Origin of the sequence: Paenibacillus sp. LjRoot56 (assembly GCF_964253335.1) — a bacterium.
In the GTDB taxonomy this organism is placed as follows: Bacteria; Bacillota; Bacilli; order Paenibacillales; family NBRC-103111; genus Paenibacillus_E; species Paenibacillus_E allorhizoplanae.
The window spans coordinates 2,476,956-2,502,980 of record NZ_CAXURV020000001.1; the positions used below are offsets into that span (position 1 = coordinate 2,476,956).

Below are 26,025 nucleotides of genomic sequence, written 5' to 3' on the forward strand. Positions count from 1 at the left end.
TGATGACCTATGTGTTAGTTGTCTATGCTTCGCATTCTTTTCTCATTATTTTCTCATCTTTATCATGTAATGTTTATAACAGATTATGAGGAGGCGTTTGTTCTTCATGGCACTGAAATATTTGAAAGAGGGGACGGAACAGAAATTGAAGACATTATGGACAAAAGATAAAAAGTGGGTGTTATTAAGTTGCGCAATTACACTTGTCTTTGTTATTTACGGCTTATGGAACATGTTTCATTTATCATCTACACAATGGCACGATCGCGCATTCAAGGGTCTATATAAAAATTATGGATCTCAAGCAAGAATCATTTTGTTTGCTGTATTGGCTTATTATATGTTAAAAACATTGCTCCAAAAACGATGGATGAAGCATGGCTCACGCTTAAAAGAAGTTGCGATTTTCCTGTCTGGAATCACGAGAAAATGGCATTCGCCGCTCGCTATTCTTGCAATCGGACTTATCGTACTTCATATTATTGGAGCTTTTCTGTATGAGTTCAAGTTAGACTTTGCCCATATTAGCGGTCTTGCAGCTGGAGTTGTTTTACTGCCTGTACCTATCGCGGGGGTGTTTCGTTACCGAGGACTTGATCGGAAATGGCATATGCGGTTTGGACTTATCTTTGCTATTTTATTTTTGATTCATGCATTTCTTTGAATCGTTAGCAACGCTTAGAGTCAAGAAAGATTTAAGAAATGGTTCATAAGCACTTCATTTCTCTTGTCTATCCTTTAGGCGTAAGCCCATCATACAAACTATTAGGAGGATAAAATGAAAAAGAAGTGGATATTGTTAGATAAGGAAACCGTTCATGCCAGGTAACATAATATCAAGAATAATATCCGGCATGTAGGTGTTCTAACTGAAGAAGCCTTGCTATTCGCTATTCGCTCTTCATCTTCGATGACGAGTATTTTGCATGTCATGGGATACCACTCTTTTTTACATATCGCTATAAACGCATAGACCATGCATGTTATGCTTCGTGAAGGTGGTAGGTTCGTTTTCTTTTTCTCATAAGATTCTCATGATTTATCCTTATAGTAAGGGCAGTAGAACGGAAAGGGAAAAAGATCTCATATAAATCGCCTATAGTAAGAAGAATAGCACGTGGAGGGAGATGCCGCTTATGAAGCGCATTTTATTAATAGAAGATGAAAAAAATCTTGTCCGATTCATCCAATTGGAACTCGAACACGAAGCTTTCATTGTAAAAGCTTCTTACGATGGGAAAACGGGCTTAGAACTAGCTCTTCAAGAAGATTGGGATCTCATTCTCTTGGACATCATGCTACCTGAAATAAACGGAATTGAGGTCTGTCGACGCATCCGTGCTGCGAAAAAAACGCCAATCCTGATGCTGACAGCAAGGGATAGTCTAGAGGATCGTGTTTCTGGTTTAGACAGCGGTGCGGATGATTATATTCCGAAGCCTTTTGCCATTGAAGAGTTGTTAGCACGTATTAGGGCTATTTTTCGCCGCATGGAGCTTGAGGGAAATGTGCAGCATGCACAGCTTACTTTTCAACATATAACGGTGGATTTGGATGCGAGGCTGGTTTATAAAGATAAGCAGCTCGTTGAACTGACGAAGCGGGAGTTCGATTTATTAGTCATGTTTATGAAAAATCATCATCTAGTTCTTACACGAGATATGCTGCTGGACCAAGTATGGGGATTTGATTCCCTGGTGGAAACGAATGTGGTTGATGTGTATGTGAGATACTTACGCAACAAATTAGATCTAGAGGGCGAAAATAGCTGTATTCAAACTGTTCGGGGAATAGGATACGTGATGAGATGAGAGGACGTTTAAGTAGGTCAATTCAAAGTCTTCCTATCAAATGGAAGCTCATGCTGGGAGCTGCTTTGCTGATCTTCATGCTATTTGCCTCTTATAATTTTGCGCAATATTTAGTACTGAAACAGTGGATGATGAAACAAGAGGAAGATAAAATCCAAGTCAATATGGTACAGTTCCAAGACTATTTCCAGGATAAATTAGCTGCAAGTAGCGACTTTCCAATAGCGGATAGCCAGCTTTATATCGAGAAAATGTCGGGTAAAAACCAATTGGTGCGTATCCTCGACAAGGAGGGGAAGCCGCTAGTAGCCGTTGCGAACCATTTTGTAACGAACTGGGTTATACCCAAGTCAGTGGTTATTCCAGAGCTTTACGACACGACGACGCACAAAGAGGATCATATTCTCATTTACCGCAGTCCGTTAGTTGCTGGGAGTTTCGTTGGAACTATAGAGCTGGCGAGTAACTTGGAAACTTTCGATCACTTCAGTGAAACCTTGTTATGGGTGATGCTGATCGGTGGTATTTTAGCGGTGTTTATCAGCGCGATCAGTGGTTTGGCCATTTCTAGGCAGTTTATGCGTCCTATACGAGCACTGGCGTCAACGATTCGCAGCGTAAAAGAGAAAGGACTTTCCGAACGTGTTACCGATATTCAAAATGGTGACGAGTTATCTAGCTTAGCCAAGCTATTTAATGAATTGATGAATCAACTTGAATATTCTTTTCTTCAGCAAAAACAATTTGTAGAAGATGCTTCACATGAGCTGAGGACACCGATTACGATCGTGGAAGGCCATTTATCATTATTAAATCGCTGGGGGAAATCAGACCCTGCTGTTCTTGATGAATCCTTGGAAGCTTCACTTCAAGAAGTTAGGCGTTTGAAAAAGTTGGTACAAGAGCTATTAACTTTAACGAAAGTAGAAGCCAACTTGGTAAGCGATAGCATCATACCAATCCAATTGGAGCCGCTCATTGAGGAGACGTTGAAACGCTTTGAAGTTATGCATGCTGAATTCGAATTTATTGCGAACACGGAAACCATTAGAGACGTTATGCTACTGATGAATCCGTTGCATGTGGAGCAAATGCTGATGATCATTTTGGATAACGCAGTAAAATACACGAGTTTGAAGAAACAGATTGTTATTGAAGGGGTCCGCCTGAAAAATGAGGTGCAAATTATTGTACAAGATCATGGTATGGGGATTCCTGAAGCTGATTTACCCTTCGTATTTGATCGCTTCTACAGGGTCGATAAAGCGAGAAATCGTGAGATTGCAGGTACGGGACTTGGTCTCGCGATAGCGAAGCAACTTGTTCTCAATTACCAAGGAAGCCTGGCGATATCGAGTGTGGAAGGTGAAGGTACTCGTGTACAACTTACTTTCCCTCTCCACCAAATCGTGGATGCTTAATTTCTCATTTTCCTCTCATGTTCATCAAGTAAAGTTACTGAAAGTCAACATGAGGCTTCATTAACGAAAGAGGATGATGATTGTGCGTATCTCAGATTTGGATTATCAATGGTTTCAACAGATTAATGAGCTTGGGCATACCTTGTCCGCTCTTAATCCCATTATGCGTATTTTTGCCTCTTATGCCGAATATGTTTTTTATGTAGGCGTTATTGTGTATTGGTTTACGAGGCATGTGATCCAACGGCAGATGGTTGCAGAATCACTATTATCTGCTTCCATTGCATTGAGCTGCAGTGGCTTGATCGGGCATTATTTCTACCGAGATCGTCCTTTCGTGACACATACCGTGTTGCAATTGATTGAACACCCAGCGAATGCCTCATTTCCAAGTGATCATGCCATTGGGGCGTTTACGATTGCAATGTCGATTTGGTTATTTCGACGAAAAGAAGGAACCGTGTGGCTGCTTTTAGCTGCCTGTATCGCGTTTTCACGCGTATGGACAGGTGTTCATTATCCATTAGATGTACTAGCTGGTGGCGGAATTGGCATCCTTGCCGCGGTTGCTGTTCATCAGCTTTTTATGCGCTCAACAGGGGCAAAGAAGTGTTTGGAAGCAATTATTCACTTATATGAAGCGATAGAATCTAAAGTGTGGAGTCGTAAAGACTTACGCGAAACTTTGACGAAATAAGGAGTGCTCTCCTGAGAAGTTGTTGATGAAAGGTGGTCTCCATTTGCATGAACGCTAATCCTCGTGTACTAATTCTTACGGCTAGCTACGGGAATGGTCATCTACAGGCTTCCAAGGCCTTGTATCAGCAATTCATAGAGCAAGGAATAGAGCATGTGAAGATTGTTAACCTCATGAAAGAGGGGCATCCGTTCATCAATTTAATTACAACTACACTGATTAACACCAGTGTTAGAAGTTCACGTTTTGGTCTTGATTACTATGGCTGGTGTTATTACTTAACCCGTGAAACGAAGCAGACCGCGCTCTTTCAGAAATCGATGACCTATTTAGGTCAAAAGAAATTAAAAGAGCTCATTCAGCAAGAGCAACCTGATGTAGTCGTTAATACATTTCCCTTTGGGGCAGCCCCAGAAGTATGCAGCTCGATGGGAATTCCAAATTTCACCGTACTTACAGATTACGCGTTGCATGCGAGTTGGCTGCATCCGAATGTCGATAAATATTATGTGGCTACAGAGGAATTAAAGCAGCAAATTGTTTTTCATGGCGTTAATAAGGAACGCGTAGGGGTAAGTGGCATTCCAATTCGTCAAGAATTTGCTATGGAAAGTTCAATAGCTCAAGGTCGCAAAGGAAATCTCATTCTCATCATGGCAACGGATAACAGCGTAAATGGCTATATGGAGGACATGATTAGCGCCCTAGCCATGTTTACTCAATTTCGTTTGGTTGTCATTTGTGGTCACAATGAGAAGTTACGTCAGAGATTACATGAAATATTTGCAACGAACCCTAGTATTCGCATATTAGGATATGTGGACAATGTCCACGAATGGATGTCACAAGCTGCCTGTATCATAACGAAAGCGGGAGGATTGACAATCACCGAGGCTATTGTCCTCCGGTTGCCACTTTTCATTTATAAGCCCCATGCAGGACAGGAAAAAGAGAATGCTTTATACCTCTCGAGTCGGGGAATGGCCTCGATTTCGAATACCCTAGAGGAATTAGTCTCGAATATGGATTATTTATTTCGACGTCCAAGCCTATATGAAGAGGTAAGAAAACGTATGTCAGATATGAAACGAAGTCAAGCAGCTGCTCATATCGTCAGTGATATTACACATAGATTGGCTAGGGAATCGATCCCATTGTCGATCTAGAAGTTACGTAGGAGGGCCCAGATGAGGATACATTTACACGACAGCCATTATGGATCGCATATCATATGGTCGATACTTATCGGACTTCTAGTCTATACGATTATACCGACAGCCATTGTTCGATTAGGTAGTTCTAGCGCTTTTCGTAAAGGGAAGAGAGTAGCCGGGATTGCGCTGACGTTTGATGATGGGCCAGATCCGGCATTCACACCTCAACTTTTAGATCTATTAAAATTACATGGTATTCAAGCGACTTTTTTTATTCTTGGTGCGAAAGCAGAGAAATATCCGGAAATCATCAGAAGGATGCATGCAGAAGGACATTTGATTGGCATTCATAATCTTAGGCATTGGATCAATGCTGTACTGACCCCGAAAAAGGTAAGAAAGCAATTGCAAGATACCGTAACGGTGATCGACAACATACTGGGATTCAAACCAATCTACTATCGACCGCCGTGGGGGATTATTAACCTATTTGATTTTCTGCACATGAAACAATTTCAACTCGTATTATGGTCCTTAATGGTTGGCGATTGGCGATGCAGCGGGGGAACAGATAGGATCAAGAAAAAGCTGTTTGCGAGGCTGCAAAATAACGACATCATCGTGCTGCACGATAGTGGACAGACATTGGGGGCGAAACCATACGCACCGATGTACATGATGGAAGCATTGAAGGATTTCGTGGAAGAATGCAGAAAGCAAGGTATTCCTTTTATGCGAATTGATCAAAGAATGCAGTTGGATGATCAAACGACGATTCACCCAATAGATCTATCTAGTCTAAAAGCTTGAATATCCCTACAAATTATGTATTAAAAAAACGGCAGACTAGACCTAGTAAAGGTCTTAGACTGCCGTTTTCATTTTTGCTAAGTTAAGTCTCGAATAAAATGCGTCCTGTCTGCGATAAATCATATCCTTGGATAGGACGCAGCTCTTTATGGAAGGATTCCGATTGCAAGATTTGCTTTACGCGTTCAATCCAAGCAAGATTTTGTGGTTTTTTTAGCATGACAAGATCATAACGCTCTTGAATAAGCGGAATGAATTCAACGCCGTTAACCATAGAGGCTACTTTCTCTATACCCACACCGAAATCAACTTCACCTGTAGCAACTTTACCAGCCACACCTAAGTGATTCGATTCTTCCTGCTCATAACCATGTAGCAGTTGTTTTGGAATTCCATGAAGTCGGAGTTGTTCATCTAACAGAACACGTGCACCTGAACCTTTTTCACGATTAACCAATCGAAGTCCAGGCTTTTTGAGATCAGCCCAACCATGTAATTGTTTAGGATTTCCCGGTTGAACATATAGACCGGCCGATCGTGACAAGAGATTCACAACAATGTACGAAGAACCAATCAGTAATTTTCGGATATAAGGAAGGTTATACTCACCGGTATCTCCATCCAGCAGATGCGTGCTGACAATATCGGACTCGCCTTTGTACATAGAGATTAGACTATCCATACTACCAACATACGAACGAAGCGGTCTGTAATGGGCTACATTTCTTTCGATATGTTTAGCTAAAATGTCCAAGCTAACATCTTGTCCAGTTATCACAAGTGAGTGATTGGAAGATGAAACGGCTTGGAAAGAATGATGAGTAACTGGTTCGACATACTCACTTTTAATCGTAGAAACCATACCATCTTTTGCACGTGTTTTATAGGCTTCAAGATCTGATGCATCCACACGCATCTGCTTGCCAACACGATAAGCGGGTAGATCGCCTTTTTTTATTAAATCATAAACAGTTAGTTTAGATATTTTCAAAAGTTTAGATATTTCTTCCGTTGTATAGGACATGTCAGCTGTCATTGTAAACCTCCATAAGCTTGTCTTCTAAAAAAGTAGCGTAGATTTACTCCTGCATCCTTACGGAACCACCATCATCTATCATAAGCTGATAAATAGGGTATTTCAATCCTGTTGTTTACTAATTAATTCTGTTTTTATATAATGATCAGATATTGTATTATTCTATTTATAATCAAATAGATATAAATTTAACCTTGGAGGAGACGTAATGTTAAGTTTAAGAAGGTTTAGTTATGTTCTATCTTGTTTTGTTGTCGTAGCCATGATCATCACAGGCTGCTCCAGCGAAAAGGAACAACCCGCTGTAAGCACAACACCAAAACAGGCAACTGTGGCACCTGCAGTAACACCAATGGCGACCGAGAAAGTAGAGTTAACTATTTCGGCAGCTGCAAGCTTAACTGATGCATTTAAAGAAATTCAAACCAACTATGAGAGCAAAAACAAACAAATTAAACTCAACTTTAACTTCGGAGCTTCAGGGGCACTGCAACAGCAAATCGAACAAGGGGCACCTGCGGACTTATTCTTCTCGGCAGCAACCAAAAATATGAAGACGCTAGTCGACAAGCAATTGATCGATACGGCACAGCAAAAAAACTTGCTAATCAATGAATTAGTCGTTGTGGTTCCAGTGGATGGCAAGGTTGCTATTCAAAAAGCAGAAGATTTAACGAATGAAAATATTAAACATTTAGCAGTTGGGGAACCACAAACCGTTCCAGCTGGCAGCTACGCCAAAGAGGCATTGACTAATGCGAAACTTTGGGACTCGCTTCAAGCTAAAATCGTACAGGGCAAAGATGTTCGCCAAGTACTTACCTACGTTGAGTCTGGCAATGCAGAAGCTGGTTTTGTTTATAAAACGGATGCGCTGACTTCCAAAAGTGTCAAAGTTGTATTCAGTGTTGATCCAAAATCGTACACACCGATTGAATACCCTGCTGGTATTGTAAAAGCAACAAAACACAGTAAAGAAACGGCTGACTTTTACGCTTATCTACAAAGTAAAGAAGCACAAGATGTATTCGTCAAATTTGGATTTTCTAAATGAGGGTAGATCAGATTAGTTGGACAGAGTTTGCTTCTCCTATCCTACTTTCGTTAAAGGTATCCGTTGTATCCAGCATCTTTGTTTTACTACTAGGAGGAATAGCAGCTTGGGGAATGTCGCGTCGTAAGTTTCGTGGGAAAACGTTGCTAGAAACTGCTATTCTTCTGCCTTTAGTGCTCCCTCCTACGGTCGTAGGCTTTATCTTATTAGTCCTACTGGGCAAAAAGAGTTGGATTGGATACCTAATGGAGAGATTTTTCGATCAGTCTATTATATTTACATGGGGGGCTGCGGTGATCGCATCGATCGTGGTGGCTTTTCCATTAGTTTATCAAACGATGAAAACAGGGTTCTCACTAGTCAGCAAAGATTTGGAGGACTCGGGGAGATCAATTGGTGCAAATGAGTGGCAAGTTCTACGTTATATAACCTTGCCTTTGGCGTGGCGTTCTGTCACGGCAGCTTACATTCTTGGATTTGCTAGAGGACTGGGAGAATTCGGTGCCACACTTATGATTGCGGGCAACATCCCTCACAAAACCCAAACTTTGCCTACCGCCATCTATATCGCTGTTGAATCTGGTAATCAAACTCTTGCATGGTGCTGGGCAGCAGCCATCATAGTCATCTCATTCGGACTCATGTTTATCGCAAACCACAGAGCTAGGAATTAATAATTAAGGAAGTTGGGTTTGCCTCGCATATCCTATGGGAAATTTATTATGAAGTAATTCGACGTTCACTCAATTGAGTGAACTTTTTTTTGCAGACAACTACTGATATGTATCGTGTTCAGATTTCGCATATGCGCGGAAGGAAACCGCCGATTTACACGCGGGTAGGCGCTGTTCTACACTTTCTTATGAGTCACTTTGACAGATTAGGTGTAGAAGAGGGGGAAAGACGAATGACTATTTTCAGTTTTGAAAGCGGTATCCCAGCTTGTTTTACCTGTGACAGGCATTCTCGCTTGTCCATTACGAATCAATACTACAAGGATGGCAACTCTAGCTTGCAGTGGGATTATACAGAAAATTCAACCGTGATCGTCACAGAGTCGATAGGATATCGTCCGTTTCAGGAAGGAACGAAGGATCAGGCGCGCGACTCGTTTGCGATCTGGATCTATAACGCTGCTGCGGTAGAGGGCGAACTTGTATTCGAGTTCGGGCGCAGTGGACAAGCCGTGGATTGCTCCTTTCAATTTGGGTTGAATTTCCGTGGTTGGCGAACCGCTTGGGTTGCTTATGAACGGGATATGACGGGGTGCCCTCATCCAGATATGGATACGGTTACAATCCGTATGCCAATGGGCATACAGCCAGGTACGTTGTTCATCGATCAGATGATGCTGAACACGCCGATCGATCCTAGGTTTCATACTAGGGATCTTCAGGTACCGTTGGTAAACCTTCGCGCCGATGTATCTGCAAACGCACACTGGCTTTCGTTATATGCGTTTGAACAGTTAGCTCCGAAGCATGCGAGCCCTTCAGTGGTTATACAGGAAGAGCAAGATGCCTTTGGGCTGATGAACGAGCGGTTCGAGGCGCTCTTCTTCAAGAAACGGCGTGTGTCGAAGGAAGAGATCACATTGCTTCAGCAGCGTTTCGCCGAGTATGGGATAGCGCGTAAAGGTGGAATTCTCACAGGCCGTCCGATCGAGCTGTTCTTCGATCATTATCCGCCTCTGCTAAAGGAGGAGCTGAAACGCCTTTCCAACGGTGTACAGCTGAGCGAGATTACACATTTCCTGCTGAAAACGGCGATCTGTTTCCAGTCTTGCGAGGAAGCGGAACAACAAGCTGATCTGCAGGCAATGTTTATAACCGTATTGGACTATATGGAGGATCAAGGCTGGACGTACGGCAGCTCTCAAGGAACCGTCCATCATTTTGGCTATAACTTCCGAGATTACTATCCTGCCGTATTTCTTATGAGAGCTGATCTTAAAGAGGCGGGAATCCTGGAACGGACACAGCGGACGATGCGTTGGTTCAGCGGCGTGGGCCGCACGCATACGCCACTTGCAGAAGTAGAAGGCAACATCGACATCTACAACACGACGCTGCACGGGATGCTCGCTTCCTTGCTGATCATGGACGACACACCTGAAAAAGTACGGGACCTGAAAGCATTCAGCGATTGGCTCTCCCAGTCGTTGTTGCCTGCTCCGGGTTTGCGTGCAGCGTATAAAATCGACGGGTCCGCTTATCACCATGTCAATCATTACCCAGCGTATGCAGTAGGCGGCTTTCAAGGCGTGACGCCGATGATGTACGTATTGAAAGGTACCCCGTTCCGTGTCAGCCGAGAAGCACATGAGACGATACGAAAGGCCCTACTTTCTATGCGGTTGTACAGCAACAAGCGTGAATGGCTGATCTCGCTATCTGCCCGTCATCCGACAGGCAAGTGGGCGCTAGATCCGGAGCCTTTTGTTTTTCTGGCTGACAGTGGCACACCTGAAGGTCGCAGCGAGGTAGATGCAGAGGTTGCTGCAGCTTACCTGAGGCTGCTAGAACAAGGTGATCGAACGGAAGCGGCACGTCGCTTTGAAGCAATGGGCATCATAGCGGAACCAGAACCGAACGGTCACTGGACGATGAACTACGCCGCGTTGGCCATACATCGGCGTGGTTCTTGGCTTGCTGGCATGCGCGGGCATAGCCGCTATTTGTGGGCGAACGAAACGTATGTGAACGCGAATCTGTACGGCCGCTACATATCTCACGGCCATCTTCAGATAATGAGCCGTGGTGAGCCGGTTAATCATCATGCCAGCGGTTATCAGCACGACGGTTGGGATTGGAACCGATGGCCGGGGACAACCACGGTGCATAAGCCCTTTGAGGAGCTGCGGGCTAACGTTTGCAATGTAGATACGTTTAGCGGATTTGAGGAAATGCTCCTTTCGGATGAAACCTTTGCAGGCGGACTTCATTTGGAAGGGCACAACGGAATGTTTGCCATGAAGCTTCATGAGCATCCCAAATATGAGGGGAGTCATCGAGCGCGCAAGTCGGCATTTTTCTTTGATAATCGCATTATTTGCTTGGGTTCTGGTATCGAAAACGACAATGTAGCAAACAGGACAGAAACGACCCTGTTTCAGAATCATTTGCCTGTCAGGGAAGATCCGCTCTGGATTGACGAAGCGGGACCGATTTATGATTTTCCTTATTTCCAAAAAAAGCAATTGGACAATCCCACATGGATATTGGACAATAAAGGGAACGGGTATTATATTCCAGCCGGGCAGACGGTTTCTGTCTCGAAAGACACACAACATTCCAAGCATCAATCGACAGATGTCGATACGCAAGGGGAGTTTGCTGCAGCATGGTTGGATCATGGGACTTCACCGACTGAGGGCAGCTACGCGTACGCAATTCTGGTTGATACGGACTGCGGACAAGTTAAGCGCTTTTATAAGCAGATGGAGCATCCGGATACAGCGCCTTATAAGGTGCTGCGTCAGAATCGATCAGCACATGTGGTGTTTGATGCAGAGAGCTGTACAACCGCATACGCGCTGTTCGAAGCGGACGATTGTCTCGGAATCGGGTACGTGACGGCAGTTGATACGCCAGCAATGGTCATGATTCGCGAGGAAAGCGGAACCTTGACGATGAGTGCGGTCGATCCGGATCTTCGTTTATATGAGGAAATCGAAAAGGATCAATATGATAGGAACGGGATTCAGAAAGAAGTCAGTGTCTATTCACGCAAGTGGGTTCATGCGGAAAGCATTGCACATCCGATGCGAATTACGCTCAAAGGACAGTGGATGCTTTCGTCGCCTGAACAGGGAGTTCAAGTTTTTGCAGGTGAGGGGGATTGCAGTGTCGTTGAGCTAATCTGCCAAGATGGGATGCCAAAGGAGCTTGTTTTGGTTCCAATCGTGTAATCACTTAGAAATGCTCAAATACAAATCGAAATGGAGGCGAAAAGATGAAAGCGGCGATTAACCAACTACCGGTCTTTTATCGTTATCTTTTTTCCTACATGGCGTTATTTTTGCTCCCGCTGCTTGTATTAGGGGTGACCGGTTACCATCAGTTGGTTCATATCGTCGGGGATGATGTGGAACGCAACAATCAGGCGCTTCTTCAAGATCTGCAGGATGAGATGGATCAGAAGATGATCCTATTGAATCGGATTGCAGGTCAACTAGAGAGTGTTTCCGAGCTATCGCCTTATGTGCTGACGCATGATTACTACAATGTCTATCAGGGGAAAAAGGTGCTGGAAAGCAAGGTTGTTGACGAAAGCATTCGGGAAGTTGCTTTGCATATTCGGGGGACTGATTTTCTGCTTTCATCGACAAGTATCTATAAGGTCAATTCCTTCATTGATGAATTTTATCAGTATAAACAGTGGACCTCAGCGCAGTTTAACGATGACTTGAACCGTTTGACAACCCCGCAGCTAAGGCCAGCGGAGGACGTTAGCTTTTCAGGGCTGCCTAATCAGCGGCTAGTTACCTACATTGTGCCGATTCCGATTAACAGCCTGCATCCTTACGGCACAGTTTTGTTCATCTTGAAGGAAAACGAATTGCTCAAAAGCTTGCCGGTGGCAGGGGGCAATGCTATTGTGTTCGACAGGGAAGGGCGCGTCTTAGCGGCTCAAACGCCTACTGACTACTTGCACGATCCCGGCTTCTTCGGCAAAATTGTGAACGGCAAAGCCAAATATCAGGATGTTACAATTCAGCATATTACCTATGCAGCCTCTTACAAGAAATCGGACAAGAGTGGGTTTACTTACGTCACGATGCTTCCTAAGTCTACCCTGCTGGCCCCCATTAACAGAGCGATTTGGCAATGGGGGAGCTGGATGGCTGTTATTTTCCTTGCAGGCTGCGTGCTCGTCTATGTGCTCATGATTTTTAACTATAATCCGGTTAAAAGACTTGCTGCACTTGTGGAGACGATACGGGGCCAGTCACTCCGCAGAGCGAACGTATTTGAGATGATCGGTAACGTTATTCATGATATGGCGGATTCGAACCGAAGCCTGGGGCTGAAGCTGGAAGCCAACCGTTCCGCTGTTATGGAGCACCTGCTTGCCAGTATACTGAAGGGTGAGTTTACTTCAGTCGAAGCGTTAAATGAACAGGGGAAAGAGATTGGCTTCCTACTCCCTTACTCGGAAACATCGGTGTTAATGTTGGAATTTCCTGCTTCTTTTGTGCCTATGAAAGGTAGACTGTATGAAGAGGTGGAAGCGTGGTTCGGAGGGCAAATCGTCGGGTATCGCAAAGAAAGTTTAGAAGATCGCCGGATGCTGTTTATTGTATCATCAGGCTGTTCGCCAGAGGATTGGAGGGAATGGCTGGATCGGATGCACGAACATCTGACAGCCGTTTTCCAAGCGCCCATCACGATGGGGGTGGGCAACCGTTATGCTGAGTTGGTGCAAGCGGGCCGTTCTTATCTGGAAGCTTCAACAGCGATCGATTATAAACTGATTAAAGGCAATCAACGGGTCATTTTCTTCGATGAACTGCTCGTGCACGACCATGCCGACCTTTTAAGCCCCAGAAGAGTGCTGGAGGATTTGGAAATCGTGCTGCAGCACGGAAATGCAGGCCGAGTCACCGAAACTGTCCACCAAATCGGCATGCGGATGAAGCAGAGTGGACTTACGTTGTTTGTTGCTAGAGAGCTTTGTTACGATATGATTCGTAAGTTTATTGCCTACGCGAATAAGCGCAATTCAGGCGGGGCTACAGCCAGCTTTCCCGACGTGTTGACTCTTACTGAGTATATGACATTGGATGAAATCGTGGATCTTCTGACGACCGCCTGTGCAACCTACTGTGATTTGCTTGAATCGAAGAAGCCGGCAATTCCATCCGCATTGATCCAGCAAATCACGCAGTACATATCACGGCACTGTGGGGAATATGACTTTTCTGTGCAGAGGATCGCCGAGCATTTCTCGTTATCCTTATCGTATTTGAGCAGATATTTCAAGGAACAGACGGGCAGGACCATCATGGACTATATGAACGAAGTTCGAATTGATCATGCCAAACGACTACTTAAGGCAGAGGATTACTCCGTAAAAGATATTGTTCAGCAAATTGGTTATAGTGATGTCTCCAGCTTTATTCGCAAGTTTAAACAGACAGTTGGTGTCACACCGGGTGAGTATCGGAAACAGCATCGATGATGACATGTTCATCAAGCGCCCCTTCTTAGAAGAGGCGTTTTTTTGCTATTCCGCATTGAAATTAGCATATAGACAAGTTAAAAATGACTTATTCTTGGCCAAATCAGGCCAATATCAAGAATGGCATAGTCCATGTAGCGATCTCACTTATATACGGATGGTCTAAAAGGGTGGTACAAATGAGACATGAAGAGCTGATAGCTAGCGGAGGTGAAAGAACAACATGACACAACAACAAATGTTTAAGCGTATTATCCGTAACTATGACTTATATCTACTGCTTTTGCCCACGCTGGCCTATTTCATTATTTTCCACTATCTCCCGATGTACGGGCTTCAAATTGCTTTCAAAAATTTCAACCCAGTGAAAGGCATCATGGGAAGTGCGTGGGTAGGATTCGATAACTTCGAGCGATTTTTTGAGTCGTACCAGCTTGTTACCATTATTCGGAATACGCTAGGCATTTCTATTTATGAACTGCTGGTCGCGTTTCCGGCACCAATCATTCTGGCCTTGATGATCAATCAGCTAACGAGCGAAAGATTCAAACGTTTTGTGCAAACGGTTACGTATGCTCCCCATTTCATTTCTACGGTAGTCGTTGTCGGCATCGTATATCTGCTGCTTTCACCGAAAACAGGAGCGGTCAACAGTCTCCTCGGTATGGTAGGCATCAAGCCAATTTTCTTCATGGGCAGTGCTGAATGGTTTAAGACCGTTTTCGTCTTCTCAGGCGTATGGCAAAGCGTTGGATGGGGGACGATTATTTACTTGGCAGCCTTGACTGCCGTCAACCCAGATCTGCATGAAGCAGCAACCGTTGATGGTGCATCCAAGCTGCAGCGTGTCTACCACGTGGATATTCCATCCATCATGCCGACGGTTATCATTATGCTAATCATGAATATGGGCCATATGATGAGCGTTGGGTTCGAGAAAGTGTATCTGATGCAAAACCAGCTCAACATTGACTCGTCGGAGACTATTCAGACGTATGTCTATAAAGCCGGACTTGTGCAGGGGCAGTATAGCTACTCCGCAGCGATAGGGCTGTTCAATACCGTGATTAACTTTATTCTGCTGATCAGCGTGAACAAAATGGCAAAATCGTTAAAACAAACTAGCTTGTGGTAAGGGGGAGAACCGATGAAACTAGCGAGAACAAGAGCGGATCTCCTGTTTGATATTTGCAACTATACGCTCATCTCTATTCTGGTGCTGTTAGTTTTGTATCCGCTTTATTTTGTGTTGACCGCGTCTGTTACAGATCCTGACCTGGTTTATTCCGGGAAGTTGTTATTCTTTCCTGAACATATAACCTGGGACGGCTACAAACGGCTGCTTGCCGAGTCCTCCATCTGGCTTGGCTTCAGTAATTCGCTCTGGTATACACTCACGGGAACGGCGATTAACGTCGTGCTCACGATCACTGCAGGGTACGTGCTATCCCGCTCGGATCTAATTGGTAGAAATGTGTTTATGTTCTTGCTTGTATTTACGATGTTCTTTGGCGGCGGACTTATTCCCAGTTATTTGCTTGTCAAAGAGCTGCACATGCTGGATACGACTTGGGCGATGATCATTCCGAATGCAGTTTCGGTCTTCAATGTGATTATTGTAAGGACGTTTTTTCAAACCAATATACCGGGGGAATTGCTCGAGTCAGCTCAAATGGACGGGTGTTCTAATCTCAAATTTTTCTGGAAAATTGCCATTCCACTTGCACTGCCGATCGTAGCGGTGATCGTTCTCTTCTACGCCGTAGGGCACTGGAATTCGTACTTCCAAGCGCTTATTTATTTGAAAAGCAACGCCAAGCAGCCGCTGCAAATCATATTACGGAATATCTTGATTATGAATGAGGGCTCCGATATGCAGGGGATGCTCGATGGTTCGCAGGAGCAGCAGAAACGGATGGAGCTGATGAAATACGGTATTATTATCATATCCAGCTTGCCCGTTATGATTTTGTACCCGTTCCTGCAGCGGTATTTCGTCAAAGGCACATTGGTCGGTTCAGTCAAAGGGTAATCGCGTTTTCTTCGCTTACTATAGGCAGAGTAATCTCTTAATCAGAAAGGGGAAAAAAAGATGAAAAACAAATGGTCAAAAGCTTCACTAGGATTAGTGCTAGGCATGTCAGTTGCACTTGTAGGCTGCAGTTCAGACAAAGGCGCACCAGAGGTGAGCGGCAAGTCGGAAGGATCTGTTCCATCCGATATGAACGTGAGCGGCTTCCCGATCGCCAAAGAGAAGCTGACGCTAAATATAGCGGGGTTTAAGCCGCCTTCAGGTAAGGATTTGAACGACTACAAGCTTTTCCAGGATATAGAGGCCACGACAAACCTTCATATTAATTGGAATTTGACCCCGGGCAGCAGTTGGACAGAGAAGAAGAACCTCTTGTTTGCCGGCGGCGAGCTGCCCGACGCTTTCTATGCGCACGGTATTCTCAGCGAAGACACAGATATTGTGAAGTATGGTTCTCAAGGTATTCTCATCCCGCTTGAGAATTTGATCGAGAAATATGCCCCTAATGTGAAGAAATTGCTGCAAGATAATCCGACCTATAAAAAGCAATTAACCGCGCCGGATGGGCACATTTATTCGCTGCCTACGATCGACGAAAGCTATTCGCGGACGAAATCGACGATGTTTATCAATAAAAAGTGGCTTGACCAGTTAAAGTTACCTATGCCGACAACGACCGACGAGCTCTATAAAACGCTAAAGGCCTTTAAAGAGAACGATTTAGGCGGTAACAGCAAGAAGGATCAAATCCCGCTATCGTTCCTACAAAACTGGAACAGTGATGTAAATTCCTTCTTCGGTGCTTTCGGACGAATTGATCGCGATGTACATAAAGCGGGCAACAATCACCTAGCTGTTGAAAATGATAAAGTTATTTACACAGCGGTACAGCCAGAGTACAGAGCGGCAATTGAATATTTCAACAAGCTTTTCGCCGAAGGCTTGGCAGATCCAGAAAGCTTTACTCAGGATAGCAAGGTGCTCACGGCCAAAGAAAGCAAAGGAATTGTAGGCGTTGTGTTCGATTGGAATCCAGCCAACCAGGACTATGTATCGCTTCCGCCGCTGAAAGGGCCTAACGGTAAAGATCCGGTTTGGGCGGAATATGCAAACGGTATTTTGTTACGAGGATCATTCGCCATTACGAACAAGAATCAACATCCGGAAGCGACGATTCGCTGGATTGACTACACGTATGATCCGAAAATTTCCATGCAAATGAGCAGAGGGGTTATCGGAGGCGATAGCTTAAAAGAGCGATCGGATGGTAAATACGATGCGATTGCACTGCCGCAAGGAGCCAACTCGGAAGACTTCATGAAGGTGCCGCCAACCGCCTATTCAGTCTGGGCGCTGACCAAAGCTGTCACTGATATGGTCGTGCCGCCTTCACCGTCGCAAATCCGCTCCAAGGTAGATGTAGATAACCTATACGGCAAGTATCTGGTTGACAATGCGTTCCCGAAAACTTATTTCACGGCGGAAGAGAGCGATCAGATTTCCCGCTACTTGACGGATATCGATGCCTATGTAAGTAAAATGTATGCGAAGTGGATGCTTACAGGTGGTATCGACAAAGAATGGGACGATTATGTGAAAAAGCTGAATGACATGGGAATGGATAAAATGGTAAAAATTTACCAACAGGTTTACGATCGGTATAAAACAACGAAATGAGTGGGAAACCGAACATCATTGTGATACTGGCCGATGACATGGGGAGTTGGGCACTTGGCTGTGCAGGTAATCACGAAATCCACACCCCGAATCTCGATCGGCTTGCAGCCGAAGGGATGCGTTTCGATCATTTCTTCTGCACGTCGCCGGTATGTTCCCCGGCGCGTGCTTCTATATTGACTGGACGTATGCCGTCTCAGCACGGCGTTCATGACTGGATTTGCTCCGGCAATGTGACTCGGAGCGCATTGCGGGAAGAGGTGCAGAGTCAGCCGATTTTTGCTGACGAGCGTACAGCTACTGAATATTTGGCTGGTCAGCTGACGTATACGGAGCTTATGGCCGAAGCTGGATATGCTTGCGCTTTGAGCGGGAAATGGCATCTTGGTTCCAGCACGGTCCCACAGAAAGGCTTCGAACGCTGGTATTCCATCGCCAGGGGCGGATGCTCGTATATGAAGCCTGATATTGTGGAAAATGGCGAGGTTACACTAGTGGATGGCTATGTGACAGATTTGATTACGGATCGGGCACTCGACTTTCTGAATGAGCTCTCGCAGCAGGACAATCCTTTTTACTTGAGCGTTCATTACACAGCGCCGCATTCACCTTGGGAGTGCTCTGAGCACCCAGAGACCTTTGTGTCCATGTATAAGGACTGCCCGTTCGAATCTGTTCCTGAGCTGCCACTGCATGTGAATCAAATCACATCTGCACCGCATGGCGAAGGTGAACGCCGTAAGGAGTTGCTTCGAGGCTATTATGCATCTGTTACTGCTATGGATGACGGCATCGGCAGAATAATTGCAAGGCTGGATGAACAGGGATTAAGGGAGCAGACACTCCTCATCTTTACGGGCGATAACGGTATGAATATGGGGCATCACGGCATTTGGGGCAAAGGAAACGGGACATTCCCTCTGAATATGTTCGATACTTCCGTTAAGGTTCCCGCAATCTTCAGCCATCCAGGTGTCATCCCTGCTGGTCATGTTTGTAGTGAACTGGTTAGCCAATATGATATGTTTCCAACACTACTGGCTTATGCGGGATTGTCCAATCCGGATCCATATCCGCTGCCAGGTCGCAGTTTTCTTCCGCTATTACGGGGAGAAGAGGACGACGGTCATGAGGATATTGTTATTTATGACGAATACGGACCGGTTCGCATGATCCGCACCCAAGCTTGGAAATATGTACATCGTTATCCTTACGGTCCACACGAGTTATATGACTTGCATAATGATCCGAACGAAGATGTAAATCAGATTCATGATGCTGCATGCCAAGAGGTGCTGGAAGACATGCGACGAAGACTCGGCGAATGGTTCGTGAAATATACAGATCCAAGTAAGGATGGCCGGGTTGCACCTGTTACGGGAAATGGTCAGCTAGCTCCGCTTAAGGCGGGGATCACCGAAGGCGGCGCCTTTAAGTAACACGAGTGGGAGAGATACAGCAATGAAAAGACCCAATTAGGTCAATGTGTTTCCGGATCAACTGAGGCAGCAATCACTGAGCTTCATGCATGCTGACCCGGTCATCACGCCGAATCTGGATACTTTCATCCAAGAAAGCTTGGTGCTCGATAATGCACAAGATGGGCTTTTTCTATGGGCGCGAACAGTCCATCTAGGCACGCGTCTGATCCATTTCGTTACCCAAGGAGGAAAGTTGGATGTTAGCTACTCAAATGTTACCCTCGCCACGATCTGGCGGTTTTCGAATGGATGGCTACTGGGTGTGGTGCGGTTCTGTTGTGAAGGGCGAGGATGAGCGCTATCATATGTTCGCTTCCAGATGGCCTAAATACCTGCCGATGCATCCTGGCTGGCTAGTCGCATCCGAGGTGGTGCGAGCCGTTTCGGACGCTCCCGAGGGACCTTATCAATTTGAAGAAGTTGTTCTTCCTTTCAGAGGAGCGGAATACTGGGATGGAAGAAGTACGCATAACCCGCATATCGTGAAGCATAAGGACACGTATATTTTATACTATATGGGGTCCACGCACCCATTTATGGATGTATCGCCTGAAGAGGCAGAGTCCTATGATCTTCATGATCCAAGATGTATCGTAGCGCGAGCTAATAAGCGGATTGGCATTGCTGTTTCCAAGAGTGTATACGGGCCGTGGGAACGAATGGATTCTCCCATCTTACAGCCAAGACCGGATAAGTTCGATAATTTCTTCACTTCTAATCCTGCGCCGTGCATGCATGAAGATGGATCCGTACTTCTGGTGTATAAGACTAGAACCTACAAATCCAGGCCGTATCCTACCTTTTTGCACAGTCAAACCATGTCGTTCGGGGTTGCAAAGGCCGATCATTACAGGGGACCCTATACGGCTTTAGCGGATGAGACTGTGTTTCCAACAGATAAATTCTGCTTAGAGGATCCTTTTATTTATCAGGTACCTGGCGGCTATGAAATGATCGCGAAGGATATGATTGGCAACATTTGTGGTGAATATCATGGCGGGATTCTGGCAAGTTCGCAGGATGGGATACACTGGGAAGCTCTTGAGGGAGAAAAGTCATACACCCGGAGTATCAAATGGGATGATGGCACGGAACAGGTCATGGGGAGCCTGGAGAGGCCGTTTATTTTATTTGAAAATAACGAACCCACCCATATGTTTTTTGCTACAGCTGACGGCCCTGGTGAATTTACAAAAGCAGCGAATACCTGGAATATGGTCATTCCATTGAAACGGGATAACAAAGGTTAGGGCATAAAATGATACAAATAAACCACATAAGATTGATGAAACGGCAGCCGGCATGGCTGCCGTTTTTTTACATAAGCATTGGAATATTTCTATACAGGTGGAGTTTCAAATCTTTTATCGTCAGCCGACCGTGATTTGGCTTGATTTCGCAAGGATGTGCAAACCCGACAAGATAGTTGCAGGCGAAAGTGCATGCTGTCAAAATAGTGCGATTGTTAGGGCAAAGTGACTTCCTATATAGTGCTTATATAGAAGGAAGCAGTTATTCACTTATCGAGGAGATGTGCTTACATGGCCCAGTTTACGATGCAATCTTTTGCGCATCCGGAAGCGACTTACCGGATCCATCCTTTTTGGTTTTGGAATGGAGATATGAATGATGAACAGATTCGTTACCAGATCGATGAGATGGCGGACAAGGGGTTGGGGGGATTCTTCGTCTGTGCGAGACAAGGGCTTGAGGTACCTTACTTATCCGATGCCTGGTTTCAAAAAGTACGCGTAGCGGTTGAAGCGGCAGAGCGCCGCAACTTGCAGGTGTGGCTCTATGATGAGTACCCATATCCGAGCGGGATCGCGGGCGGCGAGGTGACGCTGGAGCACCCAGAGGCCAAACACTATACACTCGAGCATCGAGCAGAGCGTGTGCAAGGTGGAGAGCACTTGTCCATGGAGCTGCCGTGGGCGCGCATTTTATATGCCAAAGCGATTCCTCTCAGTCCGGAGGGAGTTAAGCTGTGGAATGAGGCGATAGACGTCCGTTCGTCGATCGGTAACTTCCAGGCGGAGCCGATTTTTCAGAAAGCGGGCTTGACGGCTTACAACCAAAAGCGGTTCTTTACGTACCGTACCGTTCAGAAAATGGAATGGACGGCTCCCGCAGGCGATTGGGAAGTGCTGATTATGCAGGAGAAGGAAATCGAAGATTTCAAATACTACGGAACGTTCGTCGATCCCTGCAATCATGAAGCAATGGCGACGTTTATTCGATTGACCCACGATAAGTATGCGCAGCACTTGGGCGAATACTTCGGCGGTACGATTAAAGGCATGTTTACCGACGAGATCGGGCTGTTAGGCAAGCTGCCCTGGTCTCCACGGCTGCCGCAATTTTTCCTGAAACGAAACGGCTATGATTTGCGTGAGCACCTTCATGCGCTGCTGTATGAAGAAGGGGAGCAGTCGGCTCGTATTCGTTATGATTACTATCAAGCTATTCATGAGCTGCTTCTTAGCGCTTACCATGAGCAGGTGCACGATTGGTGCGAACGGTATGGTTTGCAGTACGTGACCGAGGTGCCTTCCGTACGGCATACGACACAGCGGTACAGCCATGTGCCGGGAGGCGATACCGCTCATGAGAAGCTCGGACGTTCACTGGATTGGATTTTGAATAATCAGGCGGAAAGCTTTCGGTCGAGTGCCAAAATGGTTAGCTCCATTGCCCGCCAATTCGGCCGTGAGCGCAACTTGATTGAGTGCTTCCATAGTGTGGGATGGTCGATGACGATTCAGGATGCCAAGTGGATGATCGACCGTATGGCTGCTCAAGGCACGAATTTCTTTAACTTCCATGCTTTTTTCTATACGCTCGATGCGTTGATGAAGCATGACGCGCCGCCGTCGCAGTTCCTGCAAAATCCATATTGGCCGTATTTCAGACAACTCGGCGATTATGTCGGACGGATCAGCTACGTCATGAGTTGCGGCGAAGCAGATATTCGAACAGCGGTACTTCAACCGACAACCTCGCTGTGGGCACACATGGGCAATCCCTTCCACCATTTTGATTACGGTGGCAACAACGCCGAAGAGAAGCGTAAGCTTGGTGACTTGAAAGCGTGGTGGACACGCATTTGCAACGAGCTGACCTACAGTGGCAGGGATTACGACCATCTGGATACGGAACTGCTCGCGGAAGCTGTGGTAGAGAACGGTCAGATTCTGCTTGGCAATGCCAGCTATTCAATCGTGATCATGCCGCCGATGACGAATTTGGAGAGCGGCGCGTGGGCGAAGCTGGATGCGTTCTTGGCGCAAGGCGGAACGGTGATCAGCTTGGGGCAATTGCCGTACCAGACAATTGAAGTGAGCGGCTGGGACGCGGCTTCTTCAGCGAGCACCTTCGGTTTGCCGCAGCCTGTCGCCGAGCATTTCTGGGACGAAGACGCCGAAGCGCTCTTGTCGTGGTCCAAAGGCACAAAGAGTGCGTATCACTTGCCGTTCGCGGCGTCGGCTGACGAAGCTACGACGCTGGGCAGCATGACATCACTACTCGAGGAGCTACAGCCGCTGGCTGTGAAACTGAACCCGGCTTACGGCGGGCGTAGTATTCTTATGCAGACTCGCCGGATTGACATGGACAGTTTCCTTGTTTTCGTAAGCAATCAGGAAGAGGCGGAACGTGATTTGTCATTACAAATATCAACCGCTCTTTGGGATGAAAATGATGTGAATGCCGCTCTGTTTACAGAGCTGTCCTTGGATCGAGGCGATGAGACACCTGTTGAGACTGAGATCTTTGTCAATGGCTGGACATTGCCGGTTCTGCTCGGCGCGTACGAATCCAGACTGTTCCGCATCACACGTAGCCATACTGACGCGGCTATAGTCGTGCAGAACAAACCATGGACGTTGAAAATCGACGCGTCCGACTCAACCTTATGGACGATGCAGACCGATGAGGATAATGCGGTACGCTTGGATACGTTCCACCTATCCGTGCAAGGTGTGAACAGTTCGGCAGAAGGTGCACAGGACGCAGCTCCACAGGTACAAGTGAAGACGTTCATTGATCAGTGTGCCGATCTTGCTGCATCGACGAAGCTGCCCGTATACATGAGCCAGTTGTTTGGGACGCCAATGCGCATCCAGCTAGCGTATCCACTGCAGGCGAACTATACGACAACCTTTGTTATGGAGAAGCATCTCGACCGGGTTCACCTCGTGATGGATCAAGGTGCGATCTCCGGTGAGGGAGCGGTAGTGATAAACGGCCATCGTCTCCAAAAGTCGGATTTTACGCGACACAATGTGTATGACTTTATGAATGTGGGCTGCGAGATTACAGCTTATTTGAAGCCTGAAGTCAATGAAATTGAGGTAGAAGTTACGATTGAACAGGATTGGAACGGACTGATCGATGCGCTGTATGTAACAGGGAGTTTCCAAACCGGTTTTGATGCGGAGCAGCGTCCTATCTTGAATCGTCCGGTTGTTCAAGCGCAGCCGCTCGCTGCCAGTCCATACGCGGGTTATCCGTATTTTGCTGGAACGATGACATTCAGCCGTGAGATCGAGCTTGACCGATTGCCAGTGGAAGATAGCTTCGAGGTTACGTTCGAGGGACTGGACAGTGAATTCCACGACGTGGCGGAAGTACTGGTGAACGGTGTTTCCCTTGGTGCGCGCACATGGATGCCCTACCACTTCCGCGGCCAGACATCTATGTTGAGGGAAGGTATGAATCGTATGGAAGTGCGCGTGACCAATACCTTAATCGGCTTGCTGGAAGGGAAGTATTTCGATTATGCAAAGCACGAACTGAAGTCGGTGCACGCTGCTGAGCGCGTGCAATCCTACCAGAACCGGGAAGGGAAGTGAGACTTCTATGCCACACAACACGGAACATGGATCGCCTAAACCTAACATTATTTTTTTCATGACGGATCAGCAGCGCTGGGATTGTATCGGTACATACAACCCACATATCCATACACCGAACATCGACAAGCTGACTGCCCAGGGCATCACTTATAGCCAGGCGGTATGCCAGGCGCCGATGTGTGTGCCGAGTCGCACTTCGATGATGTTTGGTTACTATCCATCGCAGCTCGGGGTACGAACCAATCACGGCGGTTTGTATGATGAGGATAAGCTGCCAAGCGATCCGCTCCCGGAATTGATGCGGCAAGCGGGGTATCAGACCGCAGGGTTCGGGAAAACGCATTGGAATCACGGCGTGAAAACCGCGGTTCCGTCCACGAGAGGCTTCGAGGTGAGGGCCGTCGGTCTGTCCCGTGGCAGTGGACATTACGAAGACGGCGCCGTCATGATGGGGGATGTCGAGCCGGAGGGGCTCGCTGCTTATTATGAAGAAACGAAAGACTACGGCGGCGGCGAAGAAAATTCGAAAGGCTACATCGGCTGCACGAGTCAAGTGCCGACGTCTTGGCACCGTGACGGTTGGGTGGCGGAGCAATGTATGAATTTCATCGACGAGGGGCTGGATGAGTCGCGCCCGCTGTTTCTCTATCTTTCCTTTTTAAAGCCGCATGCCGGCTTCAATGTGCCGAAGGAATTCGAGGATCTCTATGATATTAACGAGATCCCCGATATTCCGCAGCCGCCATGGGAGCTTGAGCAGGATACGCATCTGGCTGCGACGGACGCTGTCAATGAGAGCAGCCAGATCAACTATTGGGAGAAGCGTCATGTCTGGGAAGCGATGACACCGGAGGAACGTAAGCGGACGACGCTTCGCTATTGGGCGAATTGCTCCTGGCTTGACGATTACTTAGGCAAGGCGCTGGAGAAGCTGGAGCGGCAAGGGCGGCTGAACAATGCCTTGATCGTCTTCGTCTCCGACCATGGCGAGATGATGGGCGAACGGCAGCACCGCTTCAGCAAATACTGTTTGTACGAGAGCAGCGTCCGTGTGCCGATGATCTTGGCCGGCAGTTATTTGCCGCAAGTGGCCCACGGGACGGTGGACGATCGTCCGGCTGAGCTGGTGGATCTCGTGCCGACCTTGTCGAAGGTAGCGGGCTTGCTGCGCAATCCGCAGTTGCCCGGACTCGATTTACTGGGCGAGACCAAGCGAATTGGGACTTTCTGCGAATTTCATGGCAAAGGAGCGGAACCACATCATTCGGCTCCTGCCTTGATGTGGAGAAAGCAGGACTACAAGCTGATCGTGTATTTGCCAGGTACACTTGGAGAGGCGATCGGCCGAATCGGCGAGTATCAAGGGGAGTTGTACGATCTAGCAGCGGATCCGAATGAATGGCACAATGTGTATGGCGATGAGAAGTATGCGGGGATCCGTGAACGGATGACCGGTGAGCTGCTTATGCATTTGGCCTGCGTTTGGTCGCGCGGTCCGGTCTTTTATGACAGGCACGGGCTTGCGGCGTTGGCGTAATCGAGTTTTCTTGAACGTTTTAAATGAAAGAAGGGGCTATCCCAAGCGTCGATGACGAGGGGGATGCCCCTTTTCATTTGGACGGGAGCCCATGTAAAAGAGTGGCAGTCTCCAGCAGTGAGGCCGTCTTAGCACACCATTTTTCCCGTCGTGACGCCATTCTTAGGCCACTGCACAATATTGTCTCAATCGGCAAAATAGTCGCAATCCCCGTTCCACTTGCGACAAAATTGCCATGTACCCAAACAATATTGTCTGATTGTAAACGGTACGAAA

General features: G+C 46.6%; 18 protein-coding genes. 17 read left to right on the forward strand and 1 reads right to left on the reverse strand.

Features of this window, described 5'->3' with window-relative positions; translation table 11 throughout:
- Positions 1–106 precede the first annotated feature (106 nt).
- The 6 genes from ACSQ8O_RS11155 to ACSQ8O_RS11180 all read left to right on the forward strand — a co-directional run bounded on the left by ACSQ8O_RS11155 (position 107) and on the right by ACSQ8O_RS11180 (position 5,893).
- Complete coding sequence (locus ACSQ8O_RS11155) at positions 107–664, forward strand: hypothetical protein (RefSeq protein WP_436241612.1); 558 nt, start codon at positions 107–109, stop codon at positions 662–664.
- Between the two features lie 472 nt (positions 665–1,136).
- Positions 1,137–1,811, forward strand: coding sequence for a response regulator transcription factor (locus ACSQ8O_RS11160; protein ID WP_436241613.1), 675 nt, complete (start codon positions 1,137–1,139; stop codon positions 1,809–1,811).
- Positions 1,808–3,232 carry a sensor histidine kinase gene (locus ACSQ8O_RS11165; protein ID WP_436241614.1) on the forward strand — a complete coding sequence of 475 codons (1,425 nt, stop codon included), beginning with the start codon at positions 1,808–1,810 and terminating at the stop codon, positions 3,230–3,232. The genes ACSQ8O_RS11160 and ACSQ8O_RS11165 overlap by 4 nt, the downstream gene beginning before the upstream one ends.
- A gap of 82 nt (positions 3,233–3,314) precedes the next feature.
- Entirely contained in the window at positions 3,315–3,929 is a 615-nt protein-coding gene (locus ACSQ8O_RS11170; protein WP_436241615.1) for an undecaprenyl-diphosphatase, read from the forward strand.
- 47 nt (positions 3,930–3,976) lie between these two features.
- Positions 3,977–5,095 (forward strand): MGDG synthase family glycosyltransferase, encoded by a 1,119-nt coding sequence (locus ACSQ8O_RS11175; protein ID WP_436241616.1) that lies wholly within the window; start codon positions 3,977–3,979, stop codon positions 5,093–5,095.
- 21 nt (positions 5,096–5,116) lie between these two features.
- Positions 5,117–5,893, forward strand: coding sequence for a polysaccharide deacetylase family protein (locus tag ACSQ8O_RS11180; RefSeq protein WP_436241617.1), 777 nt, complete (start codon positions 5,117–5,119; stop codon positions 5,891–5,893).
- Between the two features lie 82 nt (positions 5,894–5,975).
- Here ACSQ8O_RS11180 and ACSQ8O_RS11185 read toward each other — a convergent pair whose 3' ends face one another.
- Positions 5,976–6,929, reverse strand: a complete 954-nt coding sequence (locus ACSQ8O_RS11185; protein WP_436241618.1) for a substrate-binding domain-containing protein — start codon at positions 6,927–6,929, stop codon at positions 5,976–5,978.
- A 208-nt stretch (positions 6,930–7,137) separates the two neighbouring features.
- Between ACSQ8O_RS11185 and modA the strand changes: the two genes are divergently transcribed.
- The 11 genes from modA to ACSQ8O_RS11240 all read left to right on the forward strand — a co-directional run bounded on the left by modA (position 7,138) and on the right by ACSQ8O_RS11240 (position 25,749).
- On the forward strand, positions 7,138–7,983 hold the full coding sequence (gene modA, locus ACSQ8O_RS11190; RefSeq protein WP_436241619.1) for a molybdate ABC transporter substrate-binding protein: 846 nt from the start codon (positions 7,138–7,140) through the stop codon (positions 7,981–7,983).
- The gene (gene modB / locus ACSQ8O_RS11195) at positions 7,980–8,657 is read left to right on the forward strand and encodes a molybdate ABC transporter permease subunit (RefSeq protein ID WP_436241620.1); all 678 of its coding nucleotides are present in this window, start codon (positions 7,980–7,982) and stop codon (positions 8,655–8,657) included. Before modA ends, modB begins: the two co-directional genes overlap by 4 nt.
- A 233-nt stretch (positions 8,658–8,890) precedes the next feature.
- On the forward strand, positions 8,891–11,893 hold the full coding sequence (locus ACSQ8O_RS11200; RefSeq protein ID WP_436241621.1) for a chondroitinase family polysaccharide lyase: 3,003 nt from the start codon (positions 8,891–8,893) through the stop codon (positions 11,891–11,893).
- Between the two features lie 44 nt (positions 11,894–11,937).
- A complete protein-coding gene (locus ACSQ8O_RS11205; protein WP_436241622.1) occupies positions 11,938–14,166 on the forward strand; it encodes a helix-turn-helix domain-containing protein in 2,229 nt (742 codons plus the stop codon).
- Between the two features lie 223 nt (positions 14,167–14,389).
- Entirely contained in the window at positions 14,390–15,301 is a 912-nt protein-coding gene (locus tag ACSQ8O_RS11210) for an ABC transporter permease (protein ID WP_436241623.1), read from the forward strand.
- A 12-nt stretch (positions 15,302–15,313) separates the two neighbouring features.
- Complete coding sequence (locus ACSQ8O_RS11215; protein WP_056623732.1) at positions 15,314–16,198, forward strand: carbohydrate ABC transporter permease; 885 nt, start codon at positions 15,314–15,316, stop codon at positions 16,196–16,198.
- A gap of 60 nt (positions 16,199–16,258) precedes the next feature.
- The gene (locus ACSQ8O_RS11220) at positions 16,259–17,875 is read left to right on the forward strand and encodes a hypothetical protein (protein ID WP_436241624.1); all 1,617 of its coding nucleotides are present in this window, start codon (positions 16,259–16,261) and stop codon (positions 17,873–17,875) included.
- Positions 17,872–19,314 (forward strand): sulfatase-like hydrolase/transferase, encoded by a 1,443-nt coding sequence (locus ACSQ8O_RS11225; RefSeq protein ID WP_436241625.1) that lies wholly within the window; start codon positions 17,872–17,874, stop codon positions 19,312–19,314. Before ACSQ8O_RS11220 ends, ACSQ8O_RS11225 begins: the two co-directional genes overlap by 4 nt.
- Positions 19,315–19,553: 239 nt before the next feature.
- Positions 19,554–20,606: a glycoside hydrolase family protein gene (locus ACSQ8O_RS11230; RefSeq protein ID WP_436241626.1), complete on the forward strand. Its 1,053-nt coding sequence runs from the start codon at positions 19,554–19,556 to the stop codon at positions 20,604–20,606.
- Between the two features lie 291 nt (positions 20,607–20,897).
- Positions 20,898–24,209, forward strand: coding sequence for a glycosyl hydrolase (locus ACSQ8O_RS11235; RefSeq protein ID WP_436241627.1), 3,312 nt, complete (start codon positions 20,898–20,900; stop codon positions 24,207–24,209).
- Positions 24,210–24,216: 7 nt separating this feature from the next.
- Positions 24,217–25,749: a sulfatase family protein gene (locus tag ACSQ8O_RS11240; protein ID WP_436241628.1), complete on the forward strand. Its 1,533-nt coding sequence runs from the start codon at positions 24,217–24,219 to the stop codon at positions 25,747–25,749.
- Positions 25,750–26,025 lie beyond the last annotated feature (276 nt).